Origin of the sequence: Dyadobacter chenhuakuii, from assembly GCF_023821985.2 — a bacterium.
GTDB classification, from domain to species: Bacteria; Bacteroidota; Bacteroidia; order Cytophagales; family Spirosomataceae; genus Dyadobacter; species Dyadobacter chenhuakuii.
This window is the reverse complement of the sequence record NZ_CP098805.1, coordinates 420800-437893: the sequence shown is the minus strand read 5'-3', so window position 1 is coordinate 437893 and position 17094 is coordinate 420800. Positions and strand designations below refer to the sequence as shown.

The 17094-nt window shown below is 46.2% G+C and carries 19 protein-coding genes; 8 read left to right on the top strand and 11 right to left on the bottom strand.

All coding sequences use genetic code 11. The features are described from left to right. Nucleotides 1–96: 96 nt before the first annotated feature. From NFI80_RS01855 to NFI80_RS01845, 3 genes are all read right to left on the bottom strand, one after another. The gene (locus NFI80_RS01855) at nt 97–1266 is read right to left on the bottom strand and encodes a PepSY-associated TM helix domain-containing protein (RefSeq protein WP_235164519.1); all 1170 of its coding nucleotides are present in this window, start codon (nt 1264–1266) and stop codon (nt 97–99) included. 5 nt (nt 1267–1271) lie between these two features. Continuing rightward, complete coding sequence (locus NFI80_RS01850; protein ID WP_235164518.1) at nt 1272–3620, bottom strand: TonB-dependent receptor; 2349 nt, start codon at nt 3618–3620, stop codon at nt 1272–1274. Nucleotides 3621–3780: 160 nt separating this feature from the next. After that, nucleotides 3781–4524: an SDR family oxidoreductase gene (locus tag NFI80_RS01845; RefSeq protein WP_235164517.1), complete on the bottom strand. Its 744-nt coding sequence runs from the start codon at nt 4522–4524 to the stop codon at nt 3781–3783. A gap of 92 nt (nt 4525–4616) precedes the next feature. Between NFI80_RS01845 and NFI80_RS01840 the strand changes: the two genes are divergently transcribed. Next, the gene (locus NFI80_RS01840; protein ID WP_233796515.1) at nt 4617–5045 is read left to right on the top strand and encodes a winged helix-turn-helix transcriptional regulator; all 429 of its coding nucleotides are present in this window, start codon (nt 4617–4619) and stop codon (nt 5043–5045) included. A 20-nt stretch (nt 5046–5065) separates the two neighbouring features. Here the strand turns inward: NFI80_RS01840 and NFI80_RS01835 are convergent, their stop codons facing one another. The 5 genes from NFI80_RS01835 to NFI80_RS01815 form a co-directional block, all read right to left on the bottom strand. After that, nucleotides 5066–5554 carry a hypothetical protein gene (locus tag NFI80_RS01835; RefSeq protein WP_235164516.1) on the bottom strand — a complete coding sequence of 163 codons (489 nt, stop codon included), beginning with the start codon at nt 5552–5554 and terminating at the stop codon, nt 5066–5068. A 463-nt stretch (nt 5555–6017) separates the two neighbouring features. Then, nucleotides 6018–6656 (bottom strand): pyridoxamine 5'-phosphate oxidase family protein, encoded by a 639-nt coding sequence (locus NFI80_RS01830; protein ID WP_235164515.1) that lies wholly within the window; start codon nt 6654–6656, stop codon nt 6018–6020. A 39-nt stretch (nt 6657–6695) separates the two neighbouring features. Further along, nucleotides 6696–6878, bottom strand: a complete 183-nt coding sequence (locus NFI80_RS01825; protein WP_235164514.1) for a hypothetical protein — start codon at nt 6876–6878, stop codon at nt 6696–6698. Between the two features lie 96 nt (nt 6879–6974). Next, nucleotides 6975–7532, bottom strand: a complete 558-nt coding sequence (locus NFI80_RS01820) for a TetR/AcrR family transcriptional regulator (protein WP_235164513.1) — start codon at nt 7530–7532, stop codon at nt 6975–6977. A 117-nt stretch (nt 7533–7649) separates the two neighbouring features. Next, complete coding sequence (locus tag NFI80_RS01815) at nt 7650–8024, bottom strand: DMT family protein (RefSeq protein ID WP_235159898.1); 375 nt, start codon at nt 8022–8024, stop codon at nt 7650–7652. Nucleotides 8025–8210: 186 nt separating this feature from the next. Between NFI80_RS01815 and NFI80_RS01810 the strand changes: the two genes are divergently transcribed. Continuing rightward, entirely contained in the window at nt 8211–8597 is a 387-nt protein-coding gene (locus NFI80_RS01810) for a barstar family protein (protein WP_235164512.1), read from the top strand. A 24-nt stretch (nt 8598–8621) separates the two neighbouring features. Here the strand turns inward: NFI80_RS01810 and NFI80_RS01805 are convergent, their stop codons facing one another. The 3 genes from NFI80_RS01805 to mnmE are packed head-to-tail and all read right to left on the bottom strand — an operon-like array spanning nt 8622 to nt 10772. Next, a complete protein-coding gene (locus NFI80_RS01805; RefSeq protein ID WP_235164511.1) occupies nt 8622–8939 on the bottom strand; it encodes a nucleotidyltransferase domain-containing protein in 318 nt (105 codons plus the stop codon). Next, nucleotides 8939–9361, bottom strand: coding sequence for a nucleotidyltransferase substrate binding protein (locus NFI80_RS01800; protein WP_235164510.1), 423 nt, complete (start codon nt 9359–9361; stop codon nt 8939–8941). The genes NFI80_RS01805 and NFI80_RS01800 overlap by 1 nt, the downstream gene beginning before the upstream one ends. A gap of 43 nt (nt 9362–9404) precedes the next feature. Continuing rightward, nucleotides 9405–10772 (bottom strand): tRNA uridine-5-carboxymethylaminomethyl(34) synthesis GTPase MnmE, encoded by a 1368-nt coding sequence (mnmE, locus tag NFI80_RS01795; RefSeq protein ID WP_235164509.1) that lies wholly within the window; start codon nt 10770–10772, stop codon nt 9405–9407. A 169-nt stretch (nt 10773–10941) separates the two neighbouring features. Between mnmE and NFI80_RS01790 the strand changes: the two genes are divergently transcribed. The 6 genes from NFI80_RS01790 to msrB all read left to right on the top strand — a co-directional run bounded on the left by NFI80_RS01790 (nt 10942) and on the right by msrB (nt 17056). Next, complete coding sequence (locus tag NFI80_RS01790; protein ID WP_235164558.1) at nt 10942–11523, top strand: 7-carboxy-7-deazaguanine synthase QueE; 582 nt, start codon at nt 10942–10944, stop codon at nt 11521–11523. Further along, nucleotides 11478–13421 (top strand): OmpA family protein, encoded by a 1944-nt coding sequence (locus tag NFI80_RS01785; protein ID WP_235164508.1) that lies wholly within the window; start codon nt 11478–11480, stop codon nt 13419–13421. The genes NFI80_RS01790 and NFI80_RS01785 overlap by 46 nt, the downstream gene beginning before the upstream one ends. Nucleotides 13422–13536: 115 nt before the next feature. Further along, entirely contained in the window at nt 13537–14496 is a 960-nt protein-coding gene (gene trxB, locus NFI80_RS01780; protein ID WP_233796528.1) for a thioredoxin-disulfide reductase, read from the top strand. An 85-nt stretch (nt 14497–14581) separates the two neighbouring features. Continuing rightward, nucleotides 14582–15655 carry a M23 family metallopeptidase gene (locus NFI80_RS01775; RefSeq protein WP_235159893.1) on the top strand — a complete coding sequence of 358 codons (1074 nt, stop codon included), beginning with the start codon at nt 14582–14584 and terminating at the stop codon, nt 15653–15655. A 10-nt stretch (nt 15656–15665) separates the two neighbouring features. Then, nucleotides 15666–16391 (top strand): bacillithiol biosynthesis deacetylase BshB1, encoded by a 726-nt coding sequence (bshB1, locus tag NFI80_RS01770; RefSeq protein ID WP_233796530.1) that lies wholly within the window; start codon nt 15666–15668, stop codon nt 16389–16391. A gap of 98 nt (nt 16392–16489) precedes the next feature. Further along, a complete protein-coding gene (msrB, locus tag NFI80_RS01765) occupies nt 16490–17056 on the top strand; it encodes a peptide-methionine (R)-S-oxide reductase MsrB (protein WP_233796531.1) in 567 nt (188 codons plus the stop codon). Nucleotides 17057–17094: the final 38 nt, after the last annotated feature.

Sequence of the window (17094 nt, the reverse complement as noted above, 5' to 3'; positions counted from 1 at the left end):
AAAGTTACATCATGCACTCGAAAGGACACATGATGGAGTGAGGCATTTTAAGCTTAGGGAGAGAAAAAGCGGATGGACTTTCCGGTGTTTGCTCCGCTACGACCGATCCGCCAATTGTACTTGCAGTGGTGACTTCTTCTTTTTCTTTTTGTTCCACCAGATGTAAAAGCCGGTGACGGGTAATATGGAGCAGGCCAGGGCGGCGAGGAATGATAGGATTTTACCAAATAAACCCATGTATGCGCCGGTGTGCAAGTCGAAATTTAACTGATAGGCCTTGTCGCCGTTATTCAGATCCTGAAAGGAGGTGTTGGAAAGCATTCTGCCAGAATAACGGTCATATACGATCAGCAGGCGGTCGAAGCGGTTCCAGTCTTTTTTATAGACCAGTGTATTAATCGTAGACGTGGCTTTGGCAGGTAATAATACCAGATAAGCATATGCATCCGGGTAGCCAGCGGCGGTCACTGTGAATGCCTTATCCAACCCGGAAACAGCTTGCGGCTGCAATGTATCTGAAACCAGAAGGGCGGGCTTTTCTATATTTTTCCCGCCATTCGCTACAAAACGCACAGAATCCTGCATCCAGTCAAATGCCCAGACGAGGCCTGTCAGGGACGTTAGTAACAGAATAATGAATGCATAAAGTCCAAGGATCTGGTGCAGGTCGTAATTTAGTCTTTTCCATTTTGCGCTCCATTTAACAGTGAAATGGTTCTTGATGCTTTTGACTGTCCATTTCTTGGGAAACCAGAGAATAAAGCCGGAAATCAATATAATTACAAAGCTCAACACCGAATATCCGACCACGTAATGCCCTACTTTTTCACCAAATAACATTCGCATGTGCAATGCCAGTACGAGCTGAAAAAATTCGTTTTTTGAGTCTTCCACATAAATAACTTTCCCTGAATAAGGGTTGATATATACCCGGTAATAATATTCGAAATAGTCCCAGTGCGTCAATCCTTCGGGATTATTCTTTTGTGACCGGAATGTTACCGATCGGTCGGGCGCGTTGGCCATTTCGATCCGCGTGATGATTTTGTCCTTCCCGAGCGTATTTTGGGCAATGCTCAGCAGTTGGGTCAAAGGGAGCTTTTCTTTATTTTCCGGGGTAACAAAAAGACGCTCCCGGTAAACGATGGGTTTGAGCTCGTCGGCAAAAACATAGAGGCAGCCGCTGACAGCAATCAAAAACACAAAAAGCCCGGACACAAGTCCGAGCCAAAGGTGTAAAAAGCTGACCACTTTTTTAAATTTCATATTCGCTAAAACCGGTATCCTACTGTAAGGTTAAATCTGCGCCCGTTTCCTCTCCGGTAATCAATGGCTGTGCCGTAAAACTGGGCGATAGCCGGGTAATAAACGGTATTAAGCAAGTTTTCAATACCCAAATCAGCTTTCAGGCTTTCCGTAATTTTGTATCCCAAAGACAAATTAAATGTATTATAAGATTCGATGGGCCCCTCGCCGATTGGATAAACGCCTTTTTCGTTGGGAGCAAAGCGGTCCCGCTTACCTACATATAACCAGTTCAGATCTGCATTGAAACGGGCTTTGTTGTACCTGGCGTAAGTCGCAATTTTCACGGGTGTAATGCGGTTCGAGTTCAGATATTTATCGGTTGTGCCGTTGAAATTGCCGTCGCCGTCCTTATCCCCTTTACCCTCCACGAAAGCATAGTTTCCTCCCAGAACGAAGTTGTTGGTCACCTGATAATCCACCTGGAATTCGTAACCCCAAACGCGCTCGGGCAATCGCTCTGCTACGTATTTACCATCTACCAGCAGTAAATTGGAACCCAGTTTCGATGTGCTGTAATAATAGGCAGCCGACACATTCAATGGCCCCAATGCACTGCTGAAACCGACTTCATAATTGTTCACAATGATCGGCTCGGTTTGCAGACCGGCCACCGTATTTTCGTTCGCAGCCCTTAATATTCTGCCCAGATCAAAAATCGAGAACGATTGTGAATAGCTGACGAATGGGTTGAAGCGCTTATGCTTTGAATACCGAAGCCCTGCATTGAATACAAACGCATTGTAATCCAGCTTTCCACCTGTTACATTAATACTTCCGGCACCATTGGGACCTGTGGCCAGCGTGGCGTAATCGGCAATGTCCATTTTGATGTTTTCAGCACGCAAGCCTGTTTTCAAGTTCAGGTAATCAAACCATTGCGTCGTGAGCTGGGCATAGGGCGCCAGGTTGTTCATATTAATGCGCGGCACCCAGGAGCGGCCGTCAACCAGATTTTGCTCAGTTTTATCATTCAATATATCCACACCATAAGTGACGTCTCCCGACAGTTTGGACGAAACGGTGAAAGGCGTGTTCAGGTTAAGCCTGAAACCTTTTTTCGTGGAAATGATGGCAGATTGTCCGCTGCCAAAAAATGATTCTGAATTGGAATAAACCGTCCAAAAATCCTTCAAATACACATTGGCAGTCAGAGAAGTCCGGCCAATAACATTTTTGTTGGTATACTGAATATTGGCATTGTGGTTGTAGCGGGTTCCCTCGTCAATTCCTTTTCGCGTTCCCCATACGCCGATCGCGGGAGACTCTCTGTAAACGCCGGCTTTGGCAACATAAGCCGAATGCTGATTGGAGCTGTAATAATTATACATTGCCTCAATGCGCTGGGAAGCATTAAAATTGTAACCAACCTTCGCAAATGCATTGTATATTTTGGTTTCGCCCAGTCCATAATCAGGAGATATCACTAACCCTTTCGGATCCCGGTAAACGCCGGTTTTTTCGTACATTCCGCTTACGACGTAATCGAACTTGGCCACCCGCCCGTACAATTGCTGTGAAGCCCGGAATCCCAGCGTGCTGTCTCCGCGGGTGTTTCCGGTAAGGCTCAACTGGCTGTATCCGCCAATTTTTCGGTCTGTTTTTGGGGTTTTCGTAATGTAGTTCATCAACCCACCATCAGCACCGTTTCCATAAATTGCCGTGGCACCTTTAATCACCTCTACCCGCTCAATCACCGAAGGGTCAATGGAACGGATATCCCTTCCTCCGGCCCTGAGAGGAGTTGATTGCGGTATGCCATCGATAAGCACCAGCAGGTTACGACCGCGCAATGTTTGCCCCGAGTTACCAGTCTGATTGGTAGAAGCTCCTAAACCCGGAACCGAAAATGCCAGAATGTTGGCAATGTTGGGGCTTATGGTAGAAAGTGCTCCGATCTCCTTTGCGTTCACAACCGTTACAGATGACGGCGTTTCTGCCAGCGACTCCACCCTGCGTCCTGCGGATACAATGACTTCATCAAGCAGGGAAGAACTTTCTTTTAGCTCAAAATCGAGGCTTTGGTCCGAGCCCGGATCAAGTGTAATATCTTTATCCTGAATCGTATATCCGATAAAAGAAGCTCTGATCGAAACGTTTCCTTTGGGCAAATTTCCAAGCCGGTAACTTCCGTCACCATTTGCAGTGGTGCCTATGTTAGTCCCTTTCACAACGACAGAAGCGAACGGGATAGGCTGGTTATTATTATCCATCACGGTCCCCCGGATCACTCCCGAATCAGATTGGGCATAAGCGAGCTGGAAGGAACAAACAGAGGCGAAAAAGAATAGTATGGAGTGTAATCTTACTTTCATCAAGCGAACGTTTAATTTTCGCAAAAGTAAAATTATTTATACTAATTAAAAATAAAACTGGCGTTTGTCTTTGAATCACTGAATGGTGAGGAAGTTATCAGGAACTTAAAAAAGCGGCTGATAGCCGCTTTTTTAACTCATAATGAAAGATATAGCCAACTTATTTCAGTGCATAGCTATGATAACCGCCATCCACGTTGATTTCCGTTCCGGTAATGAAACTTGCTGCATCAGAAGCCAGAAAAAGCACTGTGCGGGCGATCTCATCAGGCGTGCCGAGCCTTTGCAATGCGGTAGCACCAGCCAAAAAGCCCTGTGCTTCTTCCGGCACGACGCTGGTTAGCCCCGGGGTTGCAATTGGTCCCGGACTAACGATATTTACGCGTATTTTCCGCCCTGCCAGTTCATTAGCCGCGGTTTGGGCAATTTTGTTTAGCGCTCCCTTGGTGGCGGCATATACGCTGCTTCCAATGTTTGCAGCAGATGCTGCCGACGAAGATGTGAACAATACCGACGCTCCGTCCCTCAGATGGGGAAGTAATTTTTGTAATGTGAAAAAATGCCCTTTCACATTCGTGTTGAACTGTGCATCGAAATTCGCTTCGCTAACCTCTGCAATCGGCTCGAATGTTCCGATTCCCGCATTCAGGAAGAGGACATCCAGCTTGCTGCCGGTCTCCGCAAATGTTCGTTCCAAAACCGAAATGCCGTCGAGATTCGATGTATCCGCTACAACAGTGGCCAGTTTTGGGCTCTGTATTTCTGCGCTGGCTTTTTGCAGATTACCGGCACTTCTTCCCGTGATCCACACGTTTGCACCTGCGCTGATGAATGCTTTTGCTGTTGCCAGTCCGATTCCTGTTGTTCCGCCAGTGATAATGACGTTTTTACTTGTGAAGTCCATAATTAAACTTTGCTAAATTTGTAGTCTGTTTTACGAACTGCAAATTTAGATAAAAGCAGTTTTAAAAACAAACTACTTTTGATGATAATATTATGAAAAGCACAGAGAGAAGATCAAGCTGCCCCATCAATTATTCGGTGGAAATCTTTGGTGATAAATGGATGCTCCTAATCCTGAGGGACATCATGTTCAACGGCAAAAATTCTTTCCTGGAATTCCGGGCATCGGCTGAGAAAATATCTTCGGCCGTACTTACCGAAAAGTTGAACCTGCTATTGGAAGAAGGAATAGTTTCCAAAGTAACCTCACCCAAAAACGCGTCCAAATTCCTTTACCTGATCACCGACAAAGGAATCGAGCTCGTACCGATCATGGTAGAATTCCTCGCCTGGGGATCCCGTCACAACCCCGACGGCGGCCCAAAACCATTACTCGACCGGATCAAGCAAAGTAAAAAGCAAGCCATCGCAGAGCTGCAAGAAAAATTAAGAAGCGAGCGGCGCTTGTATGAGTTGGATTAGAGGGGCTTAGGAAAGTGATTCTATGAAGGTTTATTAAAGCCTCTTATCCATGCATTTGCGGCTTCCGCGTCAGTGAAAAAGTGTTCGTTGTTGCTGCTGAACAGCAATTCGTATTTCTCCATTTTTGTCGTATCCTGGTGGCAATGTGCTGCTGCGACGCATTGGATATTCCTGTTCCTGGTGATGACTATTTTTTCAGCTTCATCCGGAAACATTGCCACGTAGCCGACTTTCCAGCCATAGCGCGCGAGCGTAAGTGGAACAGTGTTGCGAAAATGTTTGTGCACATCCACGTTCACCGCATTAAAGCCGTGCAGGTTTATGAAGATCTTGAAAAGGCCCGAATCCGCCACCCGATCCAGCGCCGCATGTAAGGTTTGCTCCCAGTGTATGACATCCTGTTTGTCTATATCACCGCTGATTTGTGTGATGATAAGCTGTTCGTCAGCGTACCAGTCGCTGCTAATGATCGTCTTGCCCGGCATTTTGTTATTGTGATTATGAACCATTTTGGGATGATAATCCGGTCAATGGTCTTTTTGTTCTAACCGTCGACAGAAAGCATTGTAATGTCGACGAAGCAACAAAAAAGGACTGTCACCAACAGTCCCCGCATTCCTAGGCGTTCTTACCTATTTTTTCGAGCCTTGATTTTTGTAATACATTCGTATCTTCAATTTACAGTTTCAAGAGATTCACATGAACCAATCAGCCAAATACAAAAGCATTCAGGAATTGAAGTCTTCTGTGAAGCCAGCTGCCCCATCTTCTATAAAGTCAATGAAGCGTCATGATAGCTTTGAGCGCTCAATGAAATCTTTGAGGGAGGAATATGTCAAAGCTGGTTCGAATAAGCAATGAACATTAAATGGACTATGCACGCAGCATTCGCTACATCCGCGAAATCTTTAACAAACATTCAGTAGAATATATGATAGTGGGCGGCACCGCATCGGCGCTTCTATGCCGGTTCTAGTGTGGTGAGTTTGCAGTAAATAGCTCATTTTGCTTCTTTAACCGCAGGACTTCCGATTCCAGTTCCTTTATACGTTCCTGCATCGGCGCTACCATCTGATTAATTTCTTCCATAGCATAACGGGGAGTAATATACTTTGGACAGTTCCAATCAAAGGCTACGATATGCAGCAGCACAATCCGCTCGGCAATGTTTTCATAGCCTTCCGGAATAACCAGGTCGGCCAGATCCTGGCGGTCGTTAATAGCTACGATTTCGACTTCGGCATATACCTTCAATCGCGCCCGCCGTGCGTAATCCATTAATATCAGGGAAACTTTGGGATTAGTGGCAGCATTGCCTACTGTAATGAACTGCCTGTTGCCACGTAAGTCGGCATACGCAAGTGTTTGCGGATCAATTGTGTGAAGAAATCCTTTCATCCCTCCACGGTGCTGGATGTAAGGAAACCCATTTTCGCCAATGCTCGCTATATAGAAACTATCCCTTTCCTGAATAAAGTTGCTCTCGCTATCGGAAAGCCGGGTCCCGGTCGCTTTTTGTTCCATGTGCGCATAGGCCTGACGGCTTCCGTAGCGTTCCTGCAGGGCCTTCACTTCCGGAGTGAAAGCCACTGATGCATAGTTCCTTGCCATATCTGATTTGTTTTTAATGTAACCCCAATCCTACCATAGTCAGTTAACGGATTTATCCTCAGAGGGATGCTGAATATCCTTGTTTTCTGTTTTTATATTTCCCACAGAAACATCCTTTTTAGCGCTGTTTTTTGGTGGGTTCAAATTTTCTTCATTCCACATCGTATCGCCACATTCTTCATTCACGAATGAGGTATATTCAAAGACATCTGTTGTTTCCATTGTAGTAAAAGTTTAAAGTAATTTTATTTCAAAACTGCTGACGATATTACCGAAGGAAGGGTTATCAAATGGCAGTCTAACTTGTCGGCCCTAACGCTATCTGATAAAATCTCTTCTAATGTCATTAAGTGCTTCCTGGAAATACGATGGTTGCTGTAAAGTCTGAGCTACAATGAGCGAGCCCTGAATTTTAATGAGGGCTGATTTGCCTAGCTTTTCAGCAGCATTGGAATCATGGCCCAGGTCCGACGCAAGGTGCGCAAATGCATCTATCCATTGCTGCATCATACCAGCCACCCGATCCTTAAAAATATCTACGGCGGTTCCCTGTGACATCGCCCGGAGAATGCACGCCGACTGACCACCATCATAAAGCCGTGAAATAGCATCCAACACAGCATTCAGACGTTCCGTGGCCGGTTCGGATGCATGCAGGACGCTGAATATATGTTCATCCGTCCACTCGGAACCATAATCAAGCACAGCATTCGCCATACCCACCTTGCCGTCCGGAAACCGATGGTATAAGCTTGCCTTTTTCAGCCCCGTTGCAGAAGCCAACTCGGCCAAACTCGCCCCATCATAGCCTATCGACCGGAATACTTGCATCAGCTTTTCAACAACAATATCAGCGTTAATTTTTGAATGTGCCATTGTCTACTCTTTATTATACCGAACGATCGGTAAAGAAAATAAGTTTCAATGTTGGGACATATTCCTGCAGGGCTTAACCTCTGAAACGCTGCTGTTTAAGCAATGCTGGGGAAACCCTCACGCCTTGAAAATAAAATAAACCGCTCCCACCAGTAATGCGAAGCCGATCAGGTGGTTGTAGGTGAATTGCGTATTTTTAAAAAACGTTACCGAGAAGATCATAAAAACGATCAGGGTAATCACCTCCTGAATAATTTTCAGCTGCACCAATGTAAACGGGCCTCCGGTTTCGGAAGAGCCGATGCGATTCGCCGGAACCTGGAAGCAGTATTCAAAAAATGCCAGGCCCCAGCTCAGAAGTATGATCGTCCACAATGGTGTGGAGCTATGACCACCGTCCTTATTGAAGAATTTGAGGTGCCCATACCAGGCCAGTGTCATGAAGACATTAGAAAGGACCAAAAGTCCGATTGTTGAAATGTATTTGCTCATTTGTAAAGTGGAAAAGACCAGCAGCGTCCTTGCTGCCGGTTTTTGTTAACAAATTATTGAACCAGATATTGTTGATTCGGTAATGCTTATCGTTCTCATAACAAAATACAATCAAGGCACATTGTAAACTGCACCCTACGCTATAAATTTGCAATGTTCGCCTTACCATATCAATAACGGATAGAAATGCAATTAACAATTCAGGGCAGCTCAATTCAGGGGATTGCGTCCTTTTATACGGAGATCAACCGGCTTTTTATGGCTGACGAAGAATGGCAAATTGCAGAAAGCCTGGATGCCCTGGATGATCTTCTATACCGAGGATTTGGAGCTGCCAAGGGCGCCACAGCATTAGAGCTCATCTGGCTGGATATGGAAATTAGTCGGCTATCGTTGGGTTATGAAGAAACCAGGCGGTATTACCTGGAAAAACTACGCCCCGGCTCACCTTTCAACAAAGCGCTGTTTTCAGAAAAATTAAAAGCGCTGGAAACCTCGGAAGGAAAGACTTATTTTGATTTGGTCATGGATGTATTTGCGAGCCATCCGGCGGTCATTGTTGTACCGGGCTGAATCACCGAACCGGCGGAATCAAATTCAAGCTCCCTTGACGGTCACATTTTCAAAAAAAACCATCCCCATTCGATCAATATGACCAACAAGATCCTCATTCTCAATTTGATGGTAAAGTGCCAAATCTATCCTGTAAGGAAGCAGTAAATCATCCAGTTCTGTTTCAATTCTGAATTGATCAGTTAAAGTAAGTTTGTCTCCTACTAGCACTAAATCAATGTCGGAGCCGTTGCGGAAGTTTCCTTTTGCGCGCGATCCGTAGAGGATTACTTTTTCTACGTTCGGATACTTTCGGAAAACATTTTGAACTGCGATAATTGTTTTTTCTGACAGGCCGTACATTATTCTTTTTTGGCTATTATGGATTCCATCTTTTCTTGAAATGCTAAAAACAGAGGATAAAAATCACCGACAATGTTTTTATAAATCTGTTCGGATATTTCTTCGTTATAAGTATGGCTGGTAAGATTTCTATTCTTGATCATTTCCATCCAGTTATCGCCGTCCATGATCAGATCAACACTAAATGCCTGGCGTGTTGCATCCCTCGAACCTTTTATCTCCGAGTTGCCCTGATAAATAAAAAAATCCTGCATCACCTTCCAGGCCAATTCATGCGTAAATTCAAACGCCTGTATAACGCCTTGCCTTTCAAGTTCACTTAACGCACGTTGCGTATCCAGATGAACAGCTTCACCTAATTTCGCAAGTGCTTTTTTATAATTTTCAAACCGCTGTTTCCAACGAATATCCTGCTCGTCCATATCTTGTTGTTTGATAGAAGATTGCTTACTTTATTTAGCCTACCTACTTGCCGATACAGAAGCGGGAAAAGATGTTTTCTAATAAGTCATCCGTAACAATAGTCCCAGTAATCTCCCCCAAATGAAACAGCGACAACCGAATATCCTGCGCCAGAAAATCCCCGGTAACCCCCGTTTCCAACCCATTCAAAACATCATTCAAAGCATCATGTGTTTTCACCAAATGTTCGTAGTGACGCAAATTCGTTACCACAGTATCGCTGGCCGATTGGCCGTAAACCATTGAAACCAATTTATTGGTCAGCTGAGATAGTCCGGTTTGGGATTTTGCAGAAATTGAAATAACATTCTCTTGCAGCGCGCCTAAACTTTCAGCCGCTATTTCTCCAATATCAATCTTGTTCAACACATACAAAACCTGTTTTCCGTCGGGCAGTAATGCCCCGAGTTGCTGGTTTTCCTCCAAGGTTTCCAAACTGTCGAAAAGGAAGATCACGATATCTGCCTTCTCCATCGCATTTTTCGATCTTTCAATGCCAATGGATTCCACAAGGTCGGTGGTTTCGCGGATGCCGGCGGTGTCGATGAAGCGGAATTTCAGGCCATCGAGGACAATGGTGTCTTCGATGACATCGCGGGTCGTGCCGGCGATGCTGGTTACGATGGCTTTTTCTTCGTTTAGTAAAGCATTCAGCAATGTGGATTTGCCGACATTGGGCGAGCCGATAATGGCCACCGGGACGCCTTCTTTTAACGCATTACCGAAATCGAACGACTCGATCAAAGGCGCAATTGTGCTTAGTAATGCTTCAATAAGGCGGCGCAGATCATCGCGCTGGGCGAATTCGACGTCTTCTTCACCGAAATCAAGTTCGAGCTCGATTAAGGATGCGAAGTGGATGAGTTCGGTGCGTAATGATGCGAGTTTTTTGGAAAAGCCGCCTCTTAGCTGGTTTAATGCGGTTTTGTGGCTGGCTTGCGAATCGGCTGCGATGAGATCAGCTACGGCTTCGGCTTGGACTAGGTCAAATTGGCCGTTCAGGAATGCGCGCTGTGTGAACTCGCCGGGCTTGGCGATCCTTGCTCCTTTTGAAATGAGGAGTTTCAATATTTGCCTGATAATGTAGTCGGAGCCGTGACAGGAAATCTCTATCGAATCTTCTTTGGTAAAAGATCTGGGCGTTTTGAAGACGGTCACGAGGACTTCGTCGATGATTTCCCCGGCTGCCTGGATTGTTCCGAAATGTACGGTGTGGGTTTCGGCTTCTTCCAGGTTTTTTCCCTTAAAAATGGATTTTACCATGGAAATAGACCCAAGCCCGGAGACGCGGATCACGGCAATAGCGCCTACGCCTGAGGGAGTTGCGAGCGCACAAATAACTTCTTGCTGGTGGATTGGCATTGCATTCATACTGCAAATATGCGACTAATTGATCTGGTTTGATAGACTATTAGCACTTTGAATTTCGTACCTTTGGGCATTTTTCGACCGGATTGGTTGTTACATTCTTTTGAACATCTCCCTTTTTTGAATTGTGCTGACTGAAACATTGCCCATCGTTACCCACCAGCTTCCGGTTATGGAGGCCTTTTACACCTTGCAGGGTGAAGGCCAGCATAGTGGTCGGGCTGCTTACTTTATCCGCCTAGGCGGCTGCGAAGTGGGCTGTCACTGGTGCGACGTGAAAGAATCCTGGAATGCGGACCTGCATCCGAAATATAACATTAACAACATTGTCGACGGCGCGTTGCAGTATCCCGGCCGCCTGGCTGTGATCACTGGAGGCGAACCTTTAATGTATAACCTCGACGAGCTGACGGGCCAGCTGCAAGACGCAGGTTTTAAAACCAACATTGAAACATCCGGCGTATATCCGTTCACAGGACATTGGGATTGGGTGTGTTTTTCTCCCAAAAAATTTAAAACACCACACCCCGACATTTATAAAAACGCCAACGAGCTCAAAGCGATCATTTACAACAAAAGTGATTTTGAATTTGCGGAGTCACATGCTGCACTTGTCTCCGACGAATGCACGCTGCTCTTACAGCCCGAATGGAGTAAGCATGAGGTGATGCTGCCTTTGATAATTGAATATATCAAAGACAATCCCAAATGGAAAATGTCGTTACAAACCCACAAGTATATGAACATTCCCTAATGCACCGCGCCGCTATATTTTTGCTCTTCTCCTGTCTGTTTATTTCAAATTACACGCATGCACAGGATGCAACATTGTCCCGGAAAGCCCGGGAAACCTATGAAAAAGCGCAGCAAGCCTGGCAGGCAAGAAAGCTGCCCGATGCCATTGCGCTTTTTGAAAAAGTCCTGGAACAGGAACCCAACAGTTATGACACCAACCTGAGGCTTGCGCAGATCTACGAGCTGCAACGCAACCCGGATCTCACCAAAAAATATTACGCAAAAGCCATTCAGCTCAGACCAACGGCGCCGCAGACGGCGGCAGCGTTGCAATGGTTTGGACGCTATCATTTTGAAGCGCAGCATTACGATTCGGCGCAGGTCTACTACGAGAGAGCATTGCCATTGTTTCCCGCAAAATCGAGCCTCGCCCGGCTTGCGGAAAAATCAATAGCATCTTCCAAATTTGCCCGGGAGGCGATCAAAAATCCTTTAAGCATTCAGAAACAGTCCCTGGGCGACACGGTCAACTTCCTGAACACGCAGTATTTCCCTGTTATGACGGCGGATGATGAAACATTGATTTTCACCGGCCTGACGGAGAACCGTGACGAAAACATTTACACCACGCATCGTATCAATGGTAAATGGGACGTGCCCGAGGAAATTTCCAAGTCCATTAACACAACCAATAACGAAGGCACTTGCACTGTGTCGGCGGACGGACGAACATTGGTTTTCACGGCCTGCAACCGGCCGGATGGTTATGGAAGCTGCGATCTATACATTTCACGCAAAGAAGGCAAGGATTGGAGTGCGCCGCTAAATCTGGGTCAGGAAATCAATACACGCGACTGGGAATCGCAGCCATCTCTATCGGCCGACGGCCACCTGTTGTACTTTGCTTCGGACCGTAAGGGCGGACAGGGCAAGCGCGATATCTGGGTTACCAAACTTGATGATAAAGGCAAATGGGCGGCGCCAAAAAACCTTGGGTCACACATTAATACGCCCGATGAAGAAAATGCACCATTCATTCACGCCAACGGCAGAACGCTTTTTTATGCCTCAAACGGCTTTCCTGGCATGGGCGGTTTTGACATCTTTATCTCACAGCGCACGGACACTGTATGGTCGCAATCCAGGAACATTGGTTACCCTATTAACACCATAGCCGACCAGGTGGGACTTTTTATCGCTTCGGACGGGCAGAAAGCTTACTATACAGACGATGGTTCGGAAGGAAAAGGCCGCTCGCTGCTTTATACATTCAATTTGCCCCAAGAGGTGAAGAATATGATCGTGCCTACACGCTATGCGAAGGGAAAAGTGTTTGATAAAAAGACAAATACGCCGCTGGCTTCCGCTATCGACCTTTTTGATCTTAAAACACAACAAAAAGTCGGCGAATTCTCGTCGGATGGCAAAACGGGTTCTTTCCTGGCCGTGCTCAACAGCGGAGGCGAATATGCTTTTTATGTATCCAAACAGGGTTATCTTTTTAAAAGCCTGTCATTTACAGTGAATGATTCCACATCCTTTGTTGACCTGGACATTCCTTTGGAGGCCATTGAAAAAGACCGGGCGGAAGTGCTCAATAATATATTTTTCAAAACAGGTGAATACAGCCTCGATGAAAAATCGAAAGTCGAGCTTGGGAAAATGGTTGACTTTTTGAATAAAAACAAAACTGTAAAAATTGAAATTTCCGGTCATACCGACGATGTAGGTTCCGACACGGAAAATATGGAATTATCAAGGCGAAGGGCGCAATCCGTTCAGCAATATCTGCAACAGTCGGGGATTGTCGCAGACCGGATCACATTCAAAGGTTATGGGGAGACGCAGCCTGTTGCCGCAAATGACTCCCAGGAAAACCGCCAGAAGAACCGCAGAATCGAGTGGAGGATCCTCTAATTGAATTTGCATAAAGAATCGAAATTTTGCACTTTTGTCGATCTGCCAATGTTGTAATAGACGAGTACAACTTAGTTCGTAAACATTCGTCGTTAACATTTAGTATCCATATAATATGACACCCGAGAAAGTATCCTGCTTAATCATTGGCTCCGGTCCTGCCGGATATACAGCCGCTATATATGCATCCAGAGCAGGGTTGAATCCTGTACTTTACCAAGGCGCGCAACCAGGCGGCCAGCTGACCATTACCACGGAAGTTGATAATTATCCGGGCTATCCGGATGGGATTACCGGTCCTGAAATGATGGTCAATTTCGAAAAACAAGCCAAACGCTTCGGAACAGATATCCGTTACGGATTGGCTACGGCAGTTGATTTTACAACACATCCGCTCAAAGTGACTATTGACAACAAGCACGAGATCGAAGCCGATTCAGTGATTGTTTCAACCGGTGCTTCTGCCAAATGGCTGGGGCTTCCTGACGAAGAGCGCCTGAACGGCCGCGGCGTTTCTGCCTGTGCGGTTTGTGATGGTTTCTTTTTCCGAGGACAGGATGTGGTAGTCGTGGGCGCCGGTGATACAGCTGCCGAGGAAGCAAGTTATCTTGCCAAATTGGCCCGTAAAGTGTATCTGCTGGTTCGTCGCGATGAAATGCGTGCTTCCAAGATCATGCAGAAACGCGTAGAAATGTTGCCGAACATTGAAATTCTCTGGAATACGGAAACGGTAAAGCTGAACGGAGAAGAAGGACTTGAATCTGTTTTGGTAAAAAATAATAAAACGGGCGAGGAGCAACTATTGCAGGCAACCGGTTTCTTTGTAGCGATCGGACATAAGCCTAACACGGATATTTTCAAAGGATATCTGAACATGGACGAAACCGGCTACATTCAGACTATAAAAGGAAGTGCTTGCACCAACATTAAAGGTGTATTCGCTTGTGGTGATGCGCAGGATAATGTTTACAGACAAGCCATCACTGCTGCCGGAACCGGATGTATGGCCGCGTTGGACGCCGAGAGATTTCTAATGGAACTTGAAGTAGAAACCATCATTGAGGAAACAGCATAAATAATTTGCCCAACCCCTAATTTGAATCAGGCTACATTGTCATGTTTTAGCAAGCAATGTAGTCTGATCTGATTTTTTTATACCTATGAAAGTAAAGCTTATTGTAAGTTTGCTAATGACCGTGTGTTTGATCTCCTGGAACACGCAAGCGCAAGAGCGAGGAAAATTCAAAAGAAATCCCAAAATCAATCAGTCCGGAAACAATGCCAACGAAGGACCTACTAGGATAAGCACACCGCAGCCCGAAGACGAATACCAGGTAGAAACCTCCAATCTCAGATTCCAAAGCCAGTTCGAGCCGGTAAAGCCGCTCAACCCCGTCGTAAGCGAGGACACAACCACCCTGGACGAAGGAGAAACCGAAGTTGTAGAAGTTGTTGATTCCCTGCTAGTTGCAGATGAATGGGTAAAATCCGCTGAATATTACGTAATCTGGGATGCACGCACCATTAACCCCTACGGACTCAGCCCGCTGGAATTCGACGAACCTGTTGACATTACATTATACGATCCCGCAGTAAACAGAATGTGGGCCACACCCATGATCGACACCAAGCCTACTTCCAACTTCGGCTACCGCTGGGGAAGATGGCATAATGGAAGCGATCTGGACCTGGAAACGGGCGATACAGTGCGCTCGACCTATGACGGAATGGTCCGCATTGTTGCCTTCGACGGCAGCGGATACGGTCGTTTTGTTGTTGTAAGACATTATAATGGTCTCGAAACACTTTACGGGCATTTATCCAAACAACTTGTTGAATCGGGGCAAATCGTAAAAGCTGGCGAAGTGATCGGCTTGGGAGGAAATACCGGCCGCAGTACGGGATCCCATTTACATTATGAAAACCGCTACGAAGGGAATCCATTCGACCCGAGAAATATTTTTGACTGGGAAAACAAAGCTATCAAGTCTGACCATTTCTTGCTGACGAGCAATGTATGGAGCCATTTAAGGGGTAAATCGAACAAAAGCGAGTTTGCATCGGGCGATGCTCCCGTAGCGTACACCCGCTCTATTTTGCATAAAGTGCGCTCGGGTGAGACATTGTCTTCCATAGCAGGTCGGTATGGTGTCAGCATTTCATCCGTTGCCAGAAAAAACCGTATTTCTACCCGCTCTACTTTGAGAATCGGGCAGAAACTTCGCATCAAATAACATCCATATTATGAAACTAGATATCCTTGCCATCACAGCTCACCCTGACGATGTCGAACTTTGTTGTGCCGGAACATTGCTGTCGCAGATTGCATTGGGAAAAAAAGTCGGGATTGTAGACCTCACACGCGGCGAGCTCGGCACGCGCGGGACGCCCGAAGGCAGGATTCAGGAAGCTAAAAATGCGGCGGCTATCATGAACATTGCCGTACGTGATAATGTAGGTTTAGCCGATGGATTTTTTGCCAATAACGAAGCACATCAGAAAGCGATCATCCCATACATCCGTAAATATCAGCCCGATATCGTTATTACCAATGCTGTTACGGACAGGCATCCGGATCACGGCCGTGCCGGACAGCTCGTTTCGGACAGTTGCTTTTACTCCGGTCTGCGGATGGTGAAGACGTTTGATGAACAAGGCAATGAGCAGGAAGCATGGCGGCCCAGGCAGGTTTTCCACACCGTACAGGACCGCTACATTACGCCCGATTTTATCGTTGACATAACCCATGTCCATGACAAAAAAGTAGAAGCGATCCGTGCATTCGAAAGCCAGTTTTTCGTGCCTTCCTATAACAGCGACGAGCCGCAGAGCTACATTTCCTCCCCTGATTTCCTCGAATTTGTGATCGCCCGCGCCCGGGAAATGGGCCACGCGATCGGTGTGACTTTCGGAGAAGGGTTTACGACTTCCAGAAAGCTTGGCGTGCGGGATCTGTCTGCCTTTATTTAAATCTTTTCTTGCCCGATATTGTTAGTTAAAATAGTCCCGCGTCCAACTATTTGCGCCGGCATATCGTATATTAAGAAAACATCAAAATGATAAACAGCATGAAGAAGCCAATCGCATTCCTGCTTGCAGGCATGTTCGCATTAATGCTGCAAAGCTGTTACGGACAATCTTCCCCGGCACAGAAAGAGCAGAAAAAAACACCCGCATATTCCAGGAAGGATTCCGTTGCGGTTAATAAAAGCAACGAAGAGTGGAAAAAGGTCCTTTCGCCGGAAGTTTACGAAGTAGCGCGCCTGAAAGGAACCGAGCGACCATTTACCAGTGAATACGAACATTCCAAAGAGGTAGGCACATTCTATTGCGCCGTTTGCGGCAATGCACTATTTAAAAGTAATGCCAAATACGAAAGCGGATGCGGCTGGCCGAGCTTCTTCGAGCCGATCAGCAAAACCTCCATTTTGGAAGCGGCAGACAACTCCCACGGCATGCGTCGCACGGAGGTAATGTGCGGCAAATGCAAATCGCATTTGGGACACGTTTTCGAGGATGGCCCGCCTCCTACCGGACTTCGTTATTGTATCAACGGCGTGGTGCTGGATTTTGAAAAAGCCAAAACCGCCGAGAAGAAATTCAACAGCAAAAAGAAAGCAGAAAGCGGAAGTTGAGTTAGCACTGACTCGCTACGGACATTAAAATTTGATTA

Coding starts and splice junctions, on each gene's coding strand:
- NFI80_RS01840 (WP_233796515.1), top strand. CDS start 4,617: ATGAAAAGCACAGAGAGAAGATCAAGCTGCCCCATCAATTATTCGGTG.
- NFI80_RS01805 (WP_235164511.1), bottom strand. CDS start 8,939: ATGTACGGCCTGTCAGAAAAAACAATTATCGCAGTTCAAAATGTTTTC.
- NFI80_RS01850 (WP_235164518.1), bottom strand. CDS start 3,620: ATGAAAGTAAGATTACACTCCATACTATTCTTTTTCGCCTCTGTTTGT.
- msrB (WP_233796531.1), top strand. CDS start 16,490: ATGAAGAAGCCAATCGCATTCCTGCTTGCAGGCATGTTCGCATTAATG.
- NFI80_RS01855 (WP_235164519.1), bottom strand. CDS start 1,266: ATGAAATTTAAAAAAGTGGTCAGCTTTTTACACCTTTGGCTCGGACTT.
- NFI80_RS01785 (WP_235164508.1), top strand. CDS start 11,478: ATGGAAAATGTCGTTACAAACCCACAAGTATATGAACATTCCCTAATG.
- bshB1 (WP_233796530.1), top strand. CDS start 15,666: ATGAAACTAGATATCCTTGCCATCACAGCTCACCCTGACGATGTCGAA.
- trxB (WP_233796528.1), top strand. CDS start 13,537: ATGACACCCGAGAAAGTATCCTGCTTAATCATTGGCTCCGGTCCTGCC.
- NFI80_RS01830 (WP_235164515.1), bottom strand. CDS start 6,656: ATGGCAAGGAACTATGCATCAGTGGCTTTCACTCCGGAAGTGAAGGCC.
- NFI80_RS01790 (WP_235164558.1), top strand. CDS start 10,942: ATGGAGGCCTTTTACACCTTGCAGGGTGAAGGCCAGCATAGTGGTCGG.
- NFI80_RS01835 (WP_235164516.1), bottom strand. CDS start 5,554: ATGGTTCATAATCACAATAACAAAATGCCGGGCAAGACGATCATTAGC.
- NFI80_RS01820 (WP_235164513.1), bottom strand. CDS start 7,532: ATGGCACATTCAAAAATTAACGCTGATATTGTTGTTGAAAAGCTGATG.
- NFI80_RS01845 (WP_235164517.1), bottom strand. CDS start 4,524: ATGGACTTCACAAGTAAAAACGTCATTATCACTGGCGGAACAACAGGA.
- NFI80_RS01800 (WP_235164510.1), bottom strand. CDS start 9,361: ATGGACGAGCAGGATATTCGTTGGAAACAGCGGTTTGAAAATTATAAA.
- NFI80_RS01810 (WP_235164512.1), top strand. CDS start 8,211: ATGCAATTAACAATTCAGGGCAGCTCAATTCAGGGGATTGCGTCCTTT.
- mnmE (WP_235164509.1), bottom strand. CDS start 10,772: ATGAATGCAATGCCAATCCACCAGCAAGAAGTTATTTGTGCGCTCGCA.
- NFI80_RS01825 (WP_235164514.1), bottom strand. CDS start 6,878: ATGGAAACAACAGATGTCTTTGAATATACCTCATTCGTGAATGAAGAA.
- NFI80_RS01815 (WP_235159898.1), bottom strand. CDS start 8,024: ATGAGCAAATACATTTCAACAATCGGACTTTTGGTCCTTTCTAATGTC.
- NFI80_RS01775 (WP_235159893.1), top strand. CDS start 14,582: ATGAAAGTAAAGCTTATTGTAAGTTTGCTAATGACCGTGTGTTTGATC.